Raw genomic sequence first — 16,441 nt, 5'->3', positions numbered from 1 at the left:
GAACAATGAGAAAACCGAGGATTGTCATGGCTGAATTACTGTTAGGCGTCAACATTGATCACATTGCCACGCTGCGTAATGCGCGAGGCACGGCTTATCCTGATCCGGTTCAGGCGGCATTTATTGCCGAACAGGCTGGCGCCGACGGCATTACCGTTCATCTGCGTGAAGACCGCCGTCATATCACCGATCGTGACGTACGCATCCTGCGCCAGACGCTGGACACACGTATGAATCTGGAAATGGCGGTGACGGAAGAGATGCTGGCGATCGCCTGCGAAACCCAACCGCATTTCTGCTGCCTGGTGCCAGAAAAGCGCCAGGAAGTGACCACCGAAGGCGGGCTGGATGTCGCAGGACAGCGCGACAAAATGACCGATGCCTGCAAACGCCTGGCTGATGCCGGTATCCTGGTCTCTCTGTTTATCGATGCCGATTTCGACCAGATCAAAGCCGCCGCTGATGTCGGTGCGCCGTACATCGAAATTCACACCGGCTGCTATGCGGACGCCAAAGACGAAGTCACTCAGGCCAAAGAACTCGATCGTATTGCCAAAGCGGCAACCTACGCGGCGAGCCTCGGCCTGAAGGTCAACGCCGGTCACGGTCTGACCTATCACAACGTCAAAGCGATTGCTGAAATTCCGGAAATGCACGAGCTGAATATCGGCCATGCGATAATCGGGCGCGCGGTGATGAGCGGGCTGAAAGACGCCGTTACCGAAATGAAACGCCTGATGCTGGAAGCGCGTCAGTAATGGCGATTCTTGGCTTAGGTACGGACATCGTTGAAATCTCCCGCATTGAAGCGGTGATCGCCCGCAGCGGCGATCGCCTGGCAAAACGGGTGCTCAGCGATAACGAATGGGCCATCTGGGAAGCGCACCAACAGCCGGTGCGTTTTCTGGCTAAACGCTTCGCGGTCAAAGAAGCCGCCGCGAAAGCGTTTGGCACCGGGATCCGTAACGGCCTGGCGTTCAATCAGTTCGAAGTGTTTAACGATGAGCTGGGTAAGCCCCGCCTGCGGTTATGGGGCGAAGCGCAAAAACTGGCAGAAAAATTGGGCGTGAATCACATGCATGTCACACTGGCGGACGAGCGTCATTACGCCTGTGCGACGGTGATCATCGAAAGTTAGAGTTTGTCCGCGTGATGCATTAGCACGAATTTATCCCACAGCTGCTCTTCGGATTCGGTATGCGCCGGATCTTTGAGAATGGTGTTCGGGATCGGGCAAACTTTCTGACAGGTCGGCGTTTCGTAATGGCCGATGCATTCGGTGCAGCGATCGCTGTTAATCTCATAAATGCTGTCACCCATCGAAATCGCCTCGTTAGGGCACTCGGGTTCGCACATATCGCAGTTGATGCATTTTTTGGTGATTAACAGCGCCATCAGGAAAATCTCAGAAACATCACAAACAGGGCGGGCATTATACGCTCATTCTCTGTTCAGACCAGTTTTTTTACCAGCTCCTCGCTGTGACGAATACGCTCCGGCGCATGCTCAAGATCCTGCTGCACCAGCGCCACGAACAGCAAATCCGTCAGCATCATCTGTGCGCTAGTGGACGAAATCGCCGCGCTGCGAGTGGCTTGCTCTTCAGCAATCGTGTAGAGGCAGCGCGTAGCCCGCTGTTGTAGCGCATTCGGCGTAAAACCGGTAATTGCCAGGATTTTGCCGCCCACGCGCAGCGCTTCATCGGAGGCCAGATTGATCTCGCGACGTTCCCCAGAGTACGAGATGGCCAGCAGTAAATCCTCAGGTGCCATCGCCTGAACGGTGGATAACAGCGCGTGCATGTCCTGTTCGACAACCGCGTTATAGCCGATTTTAGTCAGCTTCCAGCCGAAGTTGCGCGCAACCAGCCCCGACGCGCCGATGCCGGTTAAAATAATCCGCCGTGCAGTGCGCAGCATTCCAACGCTTTCCAGTAACTTCTCTTCGCTGTTCACATCAAGCGTCGCGTGCATCGCCGAGACGTTCTCTTTGATCAGCTTCTCGCCCACCAGACGCATCGGATCGTCACCGCGAATCTGGTTATGCAGCGGCATCGATTGTGGATTCGGGTTGTTGACCAGCGCTTCGCTTATCGCCAGCTTGAGTGCCGGAAAACCTTTAAAACCAATTTTTTGCGCGAATTTCACCACGCTCGACTGGCTCACTCCGGCTTCGCTGGCCAGCTGTTGGGAGCTTAAATGACGCGCACGATCGGGCTGCGCCAGCAGGAAGTCCGCCAGTTTCTTATCGCTCTGGGCAAAGCCCGCGTACCGCTGGCGAATACGAATTAAACAGTTCATACGCCTCCTGGCGAAATGTGATAGCGGCTGCAAAACCGAATTTGCTCGCCTACATGAATTTTATATTCCATTATAGTACGGTTATTATGAATTAAAAATTCTTGAGGTAAAAAGATGAATCTCGGCTCACTCGTTTCAGAAACCCGCAATCCACAAACGATGGATCTTGATGCGCTCTCCACGCTTGACCTTGTAAACCGCTTTAATCAACAGGATACGCTGGTCGCGCTGGCAGTGAAAGAGACATTGCCTGAGGTGGCGAAAGCCGTCGATGCCGCCGCCGATGCTCTGAAAGCTGGTGGACGCATTATTTATATGGGAGCAGGTACCAGTGGTCGTCTCGGCGTACTGGATGCGTCTGAATGTCCGCCGACCTTCGGCGTGCCGCACGGTCTGGTAGTCGGGCTGATTGCCGGTGGGCCTGGCGCGTTGTTAAAAGCGGTCGAAGGGGCGGAGGACGACAAACAGCTCGGGGCTGACGATCTGATCGCCATCAATCTGACCGAAAACGATTTAGTGGTCGGCCTGGCGGCGTCCGGGCGCACGCCTTATGTTATCGGTGGTCTGGAATATGCCAACCAGCTGGGCTGCACGACGGTGGCGATTTCCTGTAATCCGGGTTCACCCATTGCTCAGGTTGCTGCGATCGCAATCTCGCCTGTTGTCGGGCCAGAAGCGCTGACGGGCTCCACTCGTCTGAAATCAGGCACCGCGCAAAAGCTGGTGCTGAACATGATCTCCACCGGTGCGATGGTGAAGTTTGGCAAGGTTTACCAGAACCTGATGGTGGACATGAAAGCCACCAACATCAAGCTGGTGGACCGCGCCTGCCGCATGGTGGTCGAAGCCACCGGTGCCAGCCGCGAAGAGGCACAAGCGGTACTCAAACAAACCGATCACGATGTTAAACCGGCCATTCTGATGATTCTGAGCGGACTGGACGCCACAGCGGCGCGGGCAAAACTGGAAGCCCATCAGGGATTCTTGCGCGCTGCATTACAAAACTAAAACTGAGGCGTTTATGGAAAAAACAGCAGCGCTCGCCAGCGACATCCTGCAGGGGATTGGCGGAGAGAAAAATATACTTCGTCTTGAAAACTGCATGACGCGCGTACGGGTAGAAGTGCAGGACGACGGTCAGCTCGATCTGGCTCGTCTGAAAAAGCTCTCCGGCGTCAGCGGCTACGTGAAGCAGGGTGCACAGCACCAGCTGATTGTCGGGCCAGGCAAAGCCGCGCAGGTGGTGGATGCGATGCGTGCGTTGATGACAGGGGAAAGCGCAGAAGTATTAGGCGATGTCGATCGCAATAAAGCGCAGGCCAAAGCCAAATACAAAGCCCCGATGAGTGATGCGCTGCGACAGCTGGCTAACGTTTTTATTCCTCTGATCCCGGCGTTTATCGCCTCCGGCCTGATTACCGGGATTATCAACATCCTTAAACGCCCGGATATTGTCGGTGATTTTGCGACCCACTATCCAAACATGCTCGACATTCTGGGCATTTTCGGCAGTGCAGTGTTTGCCATCATGAACATCCTCGTCGGTGTCAACGCGGCGAAAGTTTACGGCGGCTCGATGGCGATGGGCGGCGTGATGGCGGGGATCCTCTCCAGCCCGCAGCTGGCGCAAATCACCCTGTTTGGCGAGGCGCTCCAGCCTGGGCGCGGTGGTGTCATCGCGGTACTGCTGGTGGTCGCTCTGATGTGCTGGATCGAAAAAAGGCTGAGGAATCTTCTGCCAGGCTCGATTGAGTTGATCCTCAACCCGCTGCTGACGACGCTGATTACCGGTACCATCGCGATTGTGGCGTTGCAGCCGCTGGGCGGCCTGATCTCCGAGGCGATTGCCCACGGGGCGACGATGGCCATTGATCGCGGCGGATTGATGGTTGGAGCAGTACTGTCGGGCACTTTCCTGCCGCTGGTGCTCACCGGGCTGCATCAGGGGCTGGTGCCGATTCACGTCGAGCTGGTCCAGGCGCATGGCTACAACGCGCTGCTGCCGATCCTGTCGATGGCAGGGATGGGGCAAGTCGGTGCGGCGGTTGCCATCCTGATGAAAACCCGTAACGCGCGCCTTAAAAAAGTCATCAAAGGCGCGTTGCCCGTGGGATTATTGGGCATCGGCGAGCCGCTCATTTTCGGCGTCACGCTGCCGCTCGGTAAGCCATTCCTCGCTGCCTGTCTGGGTGGGGCGGCCGGTGGGGCGCTGATCAGTTTCTGGAAAGTGGCGACGGTTATTACCTTTGGCATCTCCGGTTTACCGCTGGCATTAACCATCGTGACCGGAAAAGTCATGCTCTATCTGTTAGGCTGTTTGGTAGCAATCATCGCCGGGTTCCTGTTTACCTGGCTGTTAGGATTCAACGATCCAGAGGAGTAAGGTTTGGTTAATCACGAGCGCCGCGTTGTCTTTTTCGATTTGGATGGAACGCTACATCAGCAGGATATGTTTGGCACATTTATGCGCTATCTGTTGCGTCGCCAGCCTTTAAACGCACTGCTCGTGCTACCTCTTTTACCGGTTATCGGGATTGCGCTGTTGATCAAAGGCCGCGCGGCGAGATGGCCAATGAGCCTGCTACTATGGGGTTGCACCTTTGGTCATAGCGACGCGCGGCTCAACCAGCTTGTGCAGGATTTCGTCCACTGGTTTCGCGGGCATGTCACCGCGTTTCCGGTGGTTCAGGATCGCCTGACGCAATATCTTAACGCCAACGACGCCGATATCTGGCTGATTACCGGCTCGCCGCAGCCGCTGGTGGAGCAGGTCTATTTCGACACCCCCTGGCTGCCGCGCGTCAATCTGATTGCCACTCAAATGGGACGAGCGTATGGCGGCTGGGTGTTGACTCTGCGCTGTCTGGGCCATGAGAAAGTGGTGCAACTGGAGAAAAAAATCGGCACGCCGCTGCGTCTTTACAGTGGCTACAGCGACAGCAAGCAGGACAACCCGCTGCTCTACTTCTGCCAGCACCGTTGGCGTGTTACGCCGTCGGGCGAACTTCAGCAACTGGAATAGTGTTAACCATAACGGGTGTGTATAATGCCGCCCGCTTTCCAACTGGAGTACCTTTCGTTGTCTGACCTTGAACTCAACCATGAATACTGGATGCGCCACGCGCTCACACTGGCTAAACGCGCCTGGGATGAGGGCGAAGTGCCCGTGGGTGCCGTTCTGGTGCATAACAATCAGGTGATTGGCGAAGGGTGGAACCGTCCAATTGGTCGCCACGATCCTACTGCGCATGCGGAAATCATGGCTCTGCGTCAGGGCGGGTTGGTATTACAGAACTATCGACTGCTCGATACCACGCTGTACGTCACGCTCGAACCCTGTGTGATGTGCTCCGGGGCGATGGTCCATAGCCGCATCGGCACGCTGGTGTACGGTGCGCGGGATGAAAAAACCGGCGCGGCGGGATCATTAATGGACGTCCTCGGGCATCCGGGCATGAACCATCAGGTGCAGATTATCGGTGGGGTGCTTGCACCAGACTGTTCGGGGCTATTAAGCGATTTCTTTCGAATGCGCCGTCAGCAGAAAAAGCAACAAAAGGCAGAATTGAAGTCGTCGGGTGATTAAGCTCATTCGGTGACACCACCGGATAGCTTTGCGCCAGCTGCTGGGCCTCAATCACCTCTTTCTCTTTCTCGAGCAAATACCCTTCCAGGCTTATCTGATACTTACGGATATTTTCCACATACGCGTAGGCCTCGTGCCCGCGCGCATAGCCATAGGTCAGTTTATTGTACCAGGGCTTTTGACTTAACAGCGGCAAACGCTGTTTAACGTCAGACCAACTGTCGGGATTCCCTTTGGTTTTGGCCGTCAGCGCCCGCGCGTCGAGCATGTGCGCGTAGCCCATGTTGTACGCCGCCAGCGCAAACCAGATCCGTTCTTCTTCCGGCACCGTGTCCGGCACTTTCGCCATCATATCCTGCAGATAACGCGCCCCACCGCTGATGCTCTGTTCGGCATCGGTACGATCCGTCAGGCCAAGGCTTTGCGCCGTGTTTTTGGTGAGCATCATCAGGCCGCGTACGCCGGTCGGTGAAGTCGCCTGCGCGTCCCAGTGCGATTCCTGATACGAAATCGCCGCCAGCAAACGCCAGTCGATCTCCTGGGCATATTTCTCAAACAGCGGCTGGAGATCCGGCAGCACGCTGTCCACCGCGCGCAGGAAGCTGCGGGTATCGACGTAATCAAAATCGCCACCGTGACCGAGGTACTTCTCCTCCAGCCGTGCAAGCGTGCCGTCTTCGTTCATCGAATTGAAGAAATCGAGCATTGCGGCGGACAGGGTTTGATCCTCGTCGAGAGGGCTAAACCAGGTCACGGGCTGTTCGTCGGTTACGTCCAGCGCCACAGCAATCTCCGGGTGCACGCGCTGGAACAAGCTGATCGCCACCGAATCGGCGATGGTGTAGGCCAGCTTTTTATCTTTTACCTGCTCCAGCAGAGCTGAAGTACCGAGTTTTTCATCGACCTTCCAGCTGAGATCGGGGTATTTCTTCTCTTTCAGCGAACGCAGGTCGTCAATCACCACATGCCCAGGCGCGATAGTGAGCTGCTGATCGGTCAGAGTGGCAAGAGTGCGAGGGCGCAAATTTCCGACGCGATACACTAGCTGCTGTGAAACGGAATAGTAGGTCGGCCCCGGCTGATAGCTCTTGCTGCGTTCGCTGTTATAGACCAGGCCGGCGGCCAGCATATCCGCATCATCGTTGTCCAGATCGTCGAACAGCTGGCTAATGTTCTGGCGCACGGTGATTTTGAGCTTCACGCCCAGATAGTCGGCAAACTGCTGCGCGAGCTCATAATCGAGACCGGTGATTTTGCCGTTCACGTTGTTGTAGGTCAGCGGAGAGCTGATGGTACTGACGCGCAGTTCCCCCCGCGATTGGATCGCGGCGATACGGTTTTCGGCTTTGCCGAACCAGGGGATAGAAGGCCAGAGGGCCGCTGCCAGCAGCAGTGTAACAATGCCGATGAGCAGATAATTAATCTTTAATTTTTTCAATTAGTTAATTCTCTGCGCCGTGCGTTGCCTCAGTGTGCTGTAGCCATGTTGATTATAAGGTTTGCCATTGATTGAGCGGCATTTTGCGCAAACTTGCGTCAGTTGGCAACAAATTAGAGAGACAGGTCACACCTATGGATAAAAATGCGAGATGATTTTATTTCGACGCAAACGGTTTCGTCGGCGCTCAGGATTCTCTATAATGACGCCCGTTTTCCCCTTGCGCACACTGTAAGCGCCTCAGGCGCTTCGAAGACGAGAGACTTATGATGGAAATTCTGCGTGGTTCGCCTGCACTGTCTGCCTTCCGTATCAACAAACTGCTGGCACGTTTTCAGGCAGCCGACCTTCCGGTAAGCAATATTTACGCTGAGTATGTCCATTTTGCTGACCTGAATGCTCCCTTAAATGCGCAGCAGCGCGAGCAGCTTGAACGTCTGCTCAAGTATGGCCCGAGCCTAAGCAGCCATACGCCAACCGGCAAACTGGTCCTTGCAACGCCTCGCCCTGGTACCATCTCCCCCTGGTCTTCTAAAGCCACTGACATCGCCCACAACTGCGGCCTGAGCCAGATCAATCGTCTGGAACGCGGAGTGGCGTATTACGTTGAAGCCTCGACCCTGACCGCTGAACAGTGGCAGACGGTTACCGCTGAACTGCACGACCGCATGATGGAGAGCGTCTTCGCCTCTCTGGATGACGCAGAAAAACTCTTCTCTCACCATCAGCCTGCGCCGGTACAGAGCGTGGATCTGCTGGGTGAAGGCCGTCAGGCCCTGATTGATGCCAACCTGCGTTTGGGTCTGGCACTGGCAGATGACGAGATTGATTACCTGCAGGATGCGTTCGTGAAGTTGAACCGCAATCCGAACGACATCGAACTCTATATGTTCGCGCAGGCCAACTCTGAACACTGCCGTCATAAGATTTTCAACGCCGACTGGATTATCGACGGCGAGGAACAGCCGAAGTCGCTGTTCAAGATGATCAAAAACACCATGGAAAAAACGCCTGACCACGTTCTGTCTGCTTATAAGGACAACGCGGCGGTGATGGAAGGTTCCGAGGTAGGCCGCTTCTTCGCCGACCGCGAAGCAGGGCGCTATGACTTCCATCAGGAGCCTGCGCATATCCTGATGAAAGTCGAAACACACAACCACCCCACGGCGATTTCTCCGTGGCCGGGTGCGGCGACCGGTTCTGGCGGCGAAATCCGTGACGAAGGCGCAACCGGTCGCGGCGCAAAACCCAAAGCGGGACTGGTCGGTTTCTCCGTCTCCAACCTGCGTATTCCTGGCTTTGAACAGCCGTGGGAAGAAGATTTCGGCAAGCCGGAGCGCATTGTCACCGCGCTCGACATCATGACCGATGGCCCACTGGGCGGCGCGGCGTTTAACAACGAATTTGGTCGCCCGGCCCTGAACGGCTACTTCCGTACCTACGAAGAGAAAGTCGACAGCCACAACGGCGAAGAGCTGCGCGGCTATCACAAGCCGATCATGCTGGCGGGCGGGATCGGCAACATCCGCGCCGATCACGTGCAGAAAGGTGAGATCACCGTCGGCGCGAAGCTGATCGTCCTCGGCGGCCCGGCGATGAACATCGGCCTGGGTGGCGGGGCGGCCTCTTCGATGGCATCCGGCCAGTCTGACGCGGATCTCGATTTCGCCTCCGTGCAGCGTGACAACCCGGAAATGGAACGTCGCTGCCAGGAAGTGATCGACCGCTGCTGGCAGCTCGGCGACGCCAACCCGATTCTGTTCATCCACGACGTCGGCGCGGGCGGTCTCTCTAACGCCATGCCGGAACTGGTGAGCGACGGCGGGCGCGGCGGTAAATTCAACCTGCGCGACATCCTGAGCGATGAGCCAGGCATGAGCCCGCTGGAAATCTGGTGTAACGAATCTCAGGAACGCTATGTGCTGGCGGTTTCTCCGGATCAACTGCCGCTGTTCGACGAACTGTGCCGCCGCGAGCGCGCGCCGTACGCGGTCATCGGTGAAGCAACTAAAGAACTGCATCTGAGCATGAACGATCCGCATTTCGACAATCAGCCGATTGACCTGCCGCTCGACGTGCTGCTGGGCAAAACGCCGAAGATGACCCGTAACGTCGAAACTCGCAAAGCGGCGGGCAAAGCGCTGGATGTGCGCGGCATCTCAATTGCCGATGCGGTGAATCGCGTTCTGCATCTGCCTGCGGTTGCAGAAAAAACCTTCCTCGTCACCATCGGCGACCGCTCGGTGACCGGTATGGTCGCTCGCGATCAGATGGTCGGCCCGTGGCAGATCCCGGTGGCGAACTGCGCGGTCACCACCGCGAGTCTCGACAGCTACTACGGCGAAGCGATGGCGCTGGGTGAACGTACCCCGGTGGCACTGCTGGACTTTGCCGCCTCTGCCCGTCTGGCGGTTGGTGAAGCGCTGACTAACATCGCAGCGACGCAGATTGGCGATATCAAACGCATCAAACTCTCCGCCAACTGGATGGCCGCAGCCGGTCACCCTGGCGAAGACGCTGGCCTGTACGAAGCGGTAAAAGCGGTTGGCGAGGAACTGTGTCCGGCGCTGGGTCTGACCATTCCGGTCGGCAAAGACTCCATGTCGATGAAAACCCGCTGGCAGGAAGGCAACGAACAGCGCGAGATGACTTCTCCACTGTCGCTGGTTATCACCGCCTTTGCCCGCGTGGAAGATGTGCGTCACACCATCACCCCGCAGCTGGTCACGGAAGATAACGCCCTGCTGCTTATCGATCTTGGCAAAGGCCACAACGCGCTCGGGGCGACCGCGCTGGCGCAGGTTTATCGTCAACTGGGCGACAAACCGGCCGACGTGCGCGACGTCGCGCAGCTGAAAGGCTTCTACGACGCCATTCAGGCGCTGGTGGCTGAACGTAAACTGCTGGCCTATCACGACCGTTCAGACGGCGGCCTGCTGGTCACGCTGGCAGAGATGGCCTTTACCGGCCACTGCGGCGTGGAAGCGAACATCGCCACGCTGGGCGACGACCGTCTGGCGGCGCTGTTTAACGAAGAGCTGGGGGCGGTAATTCAGGTGCGTGCAGCGGATCGCGACGCGGTTGAAGCGTTGCTGGCGAAACACGGCCTGGCGGATTGCGTGCATTATCTCGGTAAAGCCGTCACCGGCGATCGTTTTGTTATCGAAGCAGACGGTCATGCGGTGTTCAGCGAAAGCCGTTCTACGCTTCGTATGTGGTGGGCAGAAACTACCTGGCAGATGCAGCGTCTACGCGATAACCCGGAGTGCGCCGACCAGGAGCACGAAGCGAAAGCGAATGACAACGATCCGGGCCTGAACGTGAAGCTCACCTTCGACATCAACGAAGATGTGGCAGCGCCATACATCGCGAAAGGTGCGCGTCCCAAAGTGGCGGTTCTGCGCGAGCAGGGCGTGAACTCCCACGTCGAAATGGCGGCGGCGTTCCACCGTGCGGGCTTCGACGCTATCGACGTTCACATGAGCGATCTGCTGGCAGGACGCACCGGCCTGGAACATTTCCAGGCGCTGGTGGCCTGCGGCGGCTTCTCTTACGGCGACGTGCTGGGAGCGGGCGAGGGCTGGGCGAAGTCCATCCTCTTCAACAATCGCGTTCGCGATGAGTTTGAAACCTTCTTCCATCGCCCGCAAACGCTGGCGCTGGGCGTGTGTAACGGTTGCCAGATGATGTCGAATCTGCGCGAACTGATCCCAGGCAGCGACGCCTGGCCGCGCTTTGTGCGTAACCAGTCTGACCGCTTCGAAGCGCGTTTCAGCCTGGTAGAAGTGACGCAAAGCCCATCTCTGCTGTTGCAGGGAATGGTCGGCTCGCAGATGCCTATCGCTGTTTCTCACGGCGAAGGGCAGGTGGAAGTGCGTGATGCGGCACATCTCGCCACGCTCGAAAGCAAAGGGCTGGTGGCGCTGCGCTTCGTGGATCACTTCGGAAAGGTGACACAAACTTATCCGGCGAACCCGAACGGCTCGGCGAACGGCATCACCGCCGTAACCAGCGAAAGCGGTCGTGCCACTATCATGATGCCGCACCCGGAGCGCGTGTTCCGTACCGTGAGCAACTCCTGGCACCCGGAAAACTGGGGCGAGGACAGCCCGTGGATGCGTATTTTCCGCAATGCGCGTAAACAGTTAGGTTAATCAGCCAGTTGTTGCCGGGCGGCACTGCGTTTGCCCGGCCTACGATTAAATCCCCTGTAGGCCCGGTAAGCGTTAGCGCCACCGGGCTTTTTTACGCCTGTCGCAAAATCGCGACAAACGCATAACATTGATGTCTCCAAAAGGAGACATATAAGACATTGATTTATAAAGAGTGTGAGAGGGCGGTAAGAAGGTGTATCTAATTAGCGACACTTAGCCTGGAAACTGTTCATCGACGAAGTAACATGAAAACGTTATAAAACAGTTTACATTCAACGTGTTAACAAATTGTTTTGCATTCTGGCACGGCTGTTGCATAATATTAACCAGTGGCTCATTCACCCTCTTATGTCAGCCCCTTCGGGACGCGCTACATAAACTTCGAATGACGCACAACAAGGTGCCTGCCGTCCAACTACTGATTATAGCGATGCTTTATCAGACCCAGGGCGAAACGTCGAGTAAGGCACCGCCTCATTTCACAACAAAGCCGGGTTTTTACCCGGCTTTGTTGTATCTAAAGGGCTGACTCAGTTAGCATCACTCAACACCCACATTGAGAGAGTCATGCGTTGAAACGCTGGTCAATTTTCCCTCGCTCCCTGCGACAGCTCGTTATGATGGCATTCTTGCTGATCCTGTTACCGCTGCTGGTTCTGGCCTGGCAGGCGTGGCAGAGCCTCAACGCGCTCAGCGCCCAGGCGGCACAGACGAACCGCACCACGCTGGTCGATGCCCGCCGCAGCGAGGCAATGACCAACGCCGCGCTGGAGATGGAGCGCAGCTATCGTCAGTACTGCGTGCTCGACGACCGCACGCTGGCGAAGGTCTATCAGAATCAGCGCAAACGCTACAGTGAAATGCTGGACGCCCACGCGGGCGTACTCCCCGACGACAAACTCTATCAGGCGCTGCGCCAGGATCTGAACGACCTGGGGCAGCTGCAGTGCAAAAACAGCGGCCCGGATGAGGTCGCCACCGCTAAGCTCGAAGCCTTTGCCAGCGCCAATACCGAAATGGTGCAATCCACGCGCGCAGTGATTTCATCCCGCGGGCTGCAACTCCAGCAGGAGATCGCCGAGCGCGGCCAGTTCTTTGGCTGGCAGGCGCTAGTGCTGTTTCTGGTCAGCCTTGGACTGGTGCTGCTTTTCACCCGCATGATCATCGGCCCGGTGAAGGGTATTGAGCGAATGATCAATCGTCTGGGGGAGGGCAAATCTCTCGGTAACTCCGTGGTGTTCAAAGGCCCGCGCGAGCTGCGCTCTGTCGGGCAACGCATCATCTGGCTCTCCGAGCGTTTGCAGTGGCTTGAATCTCAGCGCCACCAGTTTTTACGTCATATTTCCCATGAGCTGAAAACGCCGCTCGCCAGTATGCGCGAAGGCACCGAGCTGCTGGCCGATGAAGTGGCGGGGCCGTTAACCACCGAGCAAAAAGAGATCGTCGAGATTCTGGATGACAGCAGCCGCAACCTGCAAAAGCTGATTGAACAACTGCTGGATTACAACCGCAAACTGGCTGACGGTGCCGTCGAGCTGGAAAAAGTGGAGATAGAACCGCTGGTCGATATGGTGCTCTCCGCCCACAGCCTGCCTGCACGAGCTAAAATGATGCATACCGAACTGGAACTCACTGAGCCAGTCTGCTTTGCAGAACCTATGCTATTAATGAGTGTGCTGGATAATCTTTATTCCAATGCGGTGCACTATGGTACTGAATCCGGTAACATTTATATTCGCAGTTTTACCCACAATTCACGGGTCTGTATCGACGTCGCCAACACCGGTAGTCCGATTCCGGTTGACGAGCAGAAGATGATTTTTGAGCCCTTTTTCCAGGGAAGTCATCAGCGAAAAGGTGCGGTAAAAGGGAGTGGTTTGGGCTTAAGCATTGCCCGCGATTGCATACGGCGGATGCACGGGGAGCTCTATATCTCCCATGACGACCGAGCTGACGTCTGTTTTCGTATTGAGCTACCCCTTGAGCCGGAAAAATCAATGAAATGAAGCTAAGTCTGGTGAGTATGTCACACGTCTTTTTCCGCGCATTAAGCGCGACGTTTTCCAGCAAAATCTTACGTTTAGGTCTGCCATGTCTGCTGCTGGCGGGCTGCGCTTCGCATGCGCCAAAAAGTGCCATCAGCGACAAACAAGACGATAAATATCCTGAACATCAACTGGCTGATTTCTTATCGACCGACTGCAATAATATCTGGCAGCTAAGCGGTCATGATGTCGAATCGAACCCGCTGTTCTGGTTGCGCGGTATGGATTGCGCCGATCGTCTCTCTCCGGCGGCAGCCCGCGCTCAGGCACATTTATGGGCCGACGATACCTGGCAGGACACCTTCAAGCGCGGAATTTTACTGGCCAATGCCAAAATCAATCCGCTGGAGCGCCGCACCAATACCACGCGAATGGATGCGCTCAGCCCGCAAATCCCCGCGCAAATTCGCCCGCTGTATCAGCTGTGGCGCGACGGACAAGTTCTGCAACTGCAGCTCGCTGAAGAGCGCTCGCGCTACAGCAAGCTGCAACAGTCTGCGGACGGCGAGCTGGATACCCTGCGCCAGCAGCAGCAATATCTACGTTCCCAGCTTGATACCACCACCCGCAAGCTTGAAAACCTGACGGATATCGAACGCCAGCTCTCCACGCGCAAGCCAACCAGCAGCTATTTACCTGATAGCTCGAAGGGCAATGCGCAGCCTGCTAAAACGCCAGAGCAGGAGAGCGAAACGTCGAAACAAGAGGATGTGAAGCCATGACAATCCGCAAACCTGCCCATCTCCTCTTGGTGGATGACGACCCCGGCCTGTTAAAGCTGTTGGGAATGCGTCTGGTCAGCGAAGGTTACAGCGTGGTTACCGCCGAAAGTGGCGCGGAAGGGCTGAAAGCACTGGGACGCGAGAAAGTCGATCTGGTGATAAGCGACCTGCGCATGGATGAAATGGACGGGATGCAGCTGTTTGTCGAAATCCAGAAACTGCAGCCCGGAATGCCGGTGATTATCCTGACCGCCCACGGCTCAATCCCGGATGCGGTTGCGGCCACTCAGCAGGGCGTATTCAGCTTCCTGACCAAGCCGGTAGACAAAGACGCGCTGTACAAAGCCATCGACGATGCGCTGGAACACTCCGCCCCGTCGGTGGATGAGAAGTGGCGTGAATCGATTGTTACCCGCAGCCCGATAATGCTGCGTCTGCTTGAGCAGGCGCGAATGGTCGCCCAGTCAGACGTCAGCCTGCTGATTAACGGCCAGAGCGGCACCGGGAAAGAGATTCTGGCGCAGGCAATCCACAATGCCAGCCCGCGCAGTAAAAATGCGTTTATTGCTATCAACTGCGGGGCGTTGCCGGAACAATTGCTGGAGTCAGAGCTGTTTGGTCATGCGCGCGGAGCCTTTACCGGCGCGGTCAGCAGCCGGGAAGGGCTGTTCCAGGCGGCAGAAGGCGGCACGCTGTTCCTCGATGAGATTGGCGACATGCCCGTGCCGTTGCAGGTCAAACTGCTGCGCGTGTTGCAGGAGCGTAAAGTGCGCCCGCTCGGCAGCAACCGGGATATCGACATCAACGTACGCATCATTTCCGCAACGCACCGCGATCTGCCGAAAGCGATGGAGCGCAAAGAGTTCCGCGAAGATCTCTACTACCGCCTGAACGTGGTGAACCTGAAAATCCCGGCACTCGCCGAGCGTTCAGAAGATATTCCGCTGCTGGCGAACCATCTTTTGCGCCAGTCGGCGGATCGCCACAAACCCTTCGTGCGCGCGTTCTCCACCGATGCGATGAAGCGCCTGATGACCGCCAGTTGGCCGGGCAACGTGCGCCAGCTGGTGAATGTGATCGAGCAGTGCGTGGCGCTCACCTCTTCGCCGGTGATCAGCGATGCGCTGGTGGATCAGGCGCTGGAGGGCGAAAACACGGCGCTGCCGACCTTCGTCGAAGCGCGTAACCAGTTCGAGCTCAACTATCTGCGCAAGCTGCTGCAAATAACCAAAGGCAACGTCACCCACGCCGCGCGCATGGCCGGGCGTAACCGCACCGAGTTCTACAAACTGCTGTCGCGACACGAGCTGGAAGCGAACGATTTTAAAGAGTAGTACCGCAAAATTTGACTGACTATGATACTGTGAGCAATCGATTACGAGGCTACAGACAGGCGAGCGTTTAAGGACCCACCATGAAAAAGATTGATGCGATTATTAAACCTTTCAAACTGGATGATGTGCGTGAAGCGCTGGCGGAAGTCGGTATCACCGGGATGACCGTCACGGAAGTGAAAGGCTTTGGTCGCCAGAAAGGTCATACCGAGTTGTACCGTGGCGCAGAGTACATGGTGGATTTCCTGCCGAAAGTGAAAATCGAAATTGTGGTGACTGACGATATCGTCGATACCTGCGTGGATACCATTATCCGCACGGCGCAGACCGGTAAAATTGGTGACGGCAAGATCTTCGTCTTTGACGTGGCGCGCGTCATCCGTATTCGTACGGGTGAAGAAGACGACGCGGCGATTTAAGCAAAGGGGTGCGGTCTGATGCCCTCACCCCAACCCTCTCCCTGTACGGTCCGGGGACATGGTAGACAGGTGTTCGGGGACATAGTGAACACTATTTAACATCCTTTACCCATGGTGATCGACTTTTTCTTCAGGTCGATCACCCCCACTTTCGTGCTGTACCACCACACCTCATAACAGCCATCTTCAGCCCCTTCCTTCAGTCCCACATATTCACCCCTGAACGCTTTTCCTGCCTTCAGCGTTACCCCTCTCAGGCTCAGCTTTCCGCTGATATCCACTTTCCTGACCATCACGCCCTCGTCGTATTCCGGGGGTTCAGCGTGACTGTTGTACTGCCGCGCTGATGGCTGATACCGCGAAGCGGGCACTGCCATATCCAGCGAGGTGTGCGGCCGTTCAAGGTTATAGACGTTGCGCCAGTGGTCAAAGGCACGCTGCAG

At 56.6% G+C, this 16,441-nt stretch carries 14 protein-coding genes and 1 pseudogene; 11 read left to right on the top strand and 4 right to left on the bottom strand.

Features of this window, described 5'->3' with window-relative positions; genetic code table 11:
* The first annotated feature begins 26 nt into the window (after nucleotides 1–26).
* Both pdxJ and acpS read left to right on the top strand, forming a co-directional pair.
* Complete coding sequence (gene pdxJ / locus C3708_RS22625) at nucleotides 27–758, top strand: pyridoxine 5'-phosphate synthase (protein WP_103950367.1); 732 nt, start codon at nucleotides 27–29, stop codon at nucleotides 756–758.
* Nucleotides 758–1,138, top strand: coding sequence for a holo-ACP synthase (gene acpS / locus C3708_RS22620; protein ID WP_103947281.1), 381 nt, complete (start codon nucleotides 758–760; stop codon nucleotides 1,136–1,138). Before pdxJ ends, acpS begins: the two co-directional genes overlap by 1 nt.
* On the opposite strand, the gene C3708_RS22615 is transcribed toward acpS, so the two are convergent.
* Nucleotides 1,135–1,395 carry a YfhL family 4Fe-4S dicluster ferredoxin gene (locus C3708_RS22615; protein WP_095282936.1) on the bottom strand — a complete coding sequence of 87 codons (261 nt, stop codon included), beginning with the start codon at nucleotides 1,393–1,395 and terminating at the stop codon, nucleotides 1,135–1,137. The two genes, acpS and C3708_RS22615, sit on opposite strands and share 4 nt — an antisense overlap.
* Nucleotides 1,396–1,451: 56 nt before the next feature.
* The gene (locus C3708_RS22610; RefSeq protein WP_095282935.1) at nucleotides 1,452–2,300 is read right to left on the bottom strand and encodes a MurR/RpiR family transcriptional regulator; all 849 of its coding nucleotides are present in this window, start codon (nucleotides 2,298–2,300) and stop codon (nucleotides 1,452–1,454) included.
* Between the two features lie 114 nt (nucleotides 2,301–2,414).
* On the opposite strand from C3708_RS22610, the gene murQ reads away from it, so the two are divergent.
* From murQ to tadA, 4 genes are read left to right on the top strand one after another with little or no spacing between them, the layout of a single operon-like run.
* Nucleotides 2,415–3,308, top strand: coding sequence for an N-acetylmuramic acid 6-phosphate etherase (gene murQ / locus C3708_RS22605; protein WP_095282934.1), 894 nt, complete (start codon nucleotides 2,415–2,417; stop codon nucleotides 3,306–3,308).
* A gap of 13 nt (nucleotides 3,309–3,321) precedes the next feature.
* On the top strand, nucleotides 3,322–4,683 hold the full coding sequence (locus tag C3708_RS22600; protein ID WP_103950366.1) for a PTS transporter subunit EIIC: 1,362 nt from the start codon (nucleotides 3,322–3,324) through the stop codon (nucleotides 4,681–4,683).
* A 3-nt stretch (nucleotides 4,684–4,686) separates the two neighbouring features.
* Nucleotides 4,687–5,322, top strand: coding sequence for a phosphatidylglycerophosphatase C (gene yfhb, locus C3708_RS22595; protein WP_095282932.1), 636 nt, complete (start codon nucleotides 4,687–4,689; stop codon nucleotides 5,320–5,322).
* Nucleotides 5,323–5,346: 24 nt separating this feature from the next.
* Complete coding sequence (gene tadA, locus C3708_RS22590; protein WP_095282931.1) at nucleotides 5,347–5,886, top strand: tRNA adenosine(34) deaminase TadA; 540 nt, start codon at nucleotides 5,347–5,349, stop codon at nucleotides 5,884–5,886.
* On the opposite strand, the gene mltF is transcribed toward tadA, so the two are convergent.
* Nucleotides 5,774–7,324, bottom strand: a complete 1,551-nt coding sequence (gene mltF, locus C3708_RS22585; protein ID WP_095282930.1) for a membrane-bound lytic murein transglycosylase MltF — start codon at nucleotides 7,322–7,324, stop codon at nucleotides 5,774–5,776. The two genes, tadA and mltF, sit on opposite strands and share 113 nt — an antisense overlap.
* A gap of 266 nt (nucleotides 7,325–7,590) precedes the next feature.
* Here mltF and purL point away from each other — a divergent pair, with 266 nt between their 5' ends.
* The 5 genes from purL (at nucleotide 7,591) to glnB (ending at nucleotide 15,998) form a co-directional block, all read left to right on the top strand.
* Nucleotides 7,591–11,478: a phosphoribosylformylglycinamidine synthase gene (purL, locus tag C3708_RS22575; RefSeq protein WP_103950365.1), complete on the top strand. Its 3,888-nt coding sequence runs from the start codon at nucleotides 7,591–7,593 to the stop codon at nucleotides 11,476–11,478.
* Nucleotides 11,479–12,050: 572 nt separating this feature from the next.
* The gene (gene qseE, locus C3708_RS22570) at nucleotides 12,051–13,484 is read left to right on the top strand and encodes a two component system sensor histidine kinase QseE/GlrK (protein WP_103947285.1); all 1,434 of its coding nucleotides are present in this window, start codon (nucleotides 12,051–12,053) and stop codon (nucleotides 13,482–13,484) included.
* Nucleotides 13,481–14,245 carry a two-component system QseEF-associated lipoprotein QseG gene (gene qseG / locus C3708_RS22565; RefSeq protein ID WP_095282927.1) on the top strand — a complete coding sequence of 255 codons (765 nt, stop codon included), beginning with the start codon at nucleotides 13,481–13,483 and terminating at the stop codon, nucleotides 14,243–14,245. Before qseE ends, qseG begins: the two co-directional genes overlap by 4 nt.
* The gene (gene glrR / locus C3708_RS22560) at nucleotides 14,242–15,579 is read left to right on the top strand and encodes a two-component system response regulator GlrR (protein WP_095282926.1); all 1,338 of its coding nucleotides are present in this window, start codon (nucleotides 14,242–14,244) and stop codon (nucleotides 15,577–15,579) included. Before qseG ends, glrR begins: the two co-directional genes overlap by 4 nt.
* Before the next feature lie 80 nt (nucleotides 15,580–15,659).
* Complete coding sequence (gene glnB, locus C3708_RS22555) at nucleotides 15,660–15,998, top strand: nitrogen regulatory protein P-II (RefSeq protein WP_002914032.1); 339 nt, start codon at nucleotides 15,660–15,662, stop codon at nucleotides 15,996–15,998.
* A 95-nt stretch (nucleotides 15,999–16,093) separates the two neighbouring features.
* Here glnB and C3708_RS22550 read toward each other — a convergent pair.
* Nucleotides 16,094–16,441 (bottom strand): annotated as a pseudogene (locus tag C3708_RS22550) (IS481 family transposase); the annotation flags it as partial.

Origin of the sequence: Lelliottia sp. 7254-16, from assembly GCF_002922995.1 — a bacterium.
GTDB classification, from domain to species: Bacteria; Pseudomonadota; Gammaproteobacteria; order Enterobacterales; family Enterobacteriaceae; genus Enterobacter; species Enterobacter jeotgali.
Note: the sequence above shows the minus strand (reverse complement) of the source record. Positions and strands in the feature narration are given on the sequence as shown.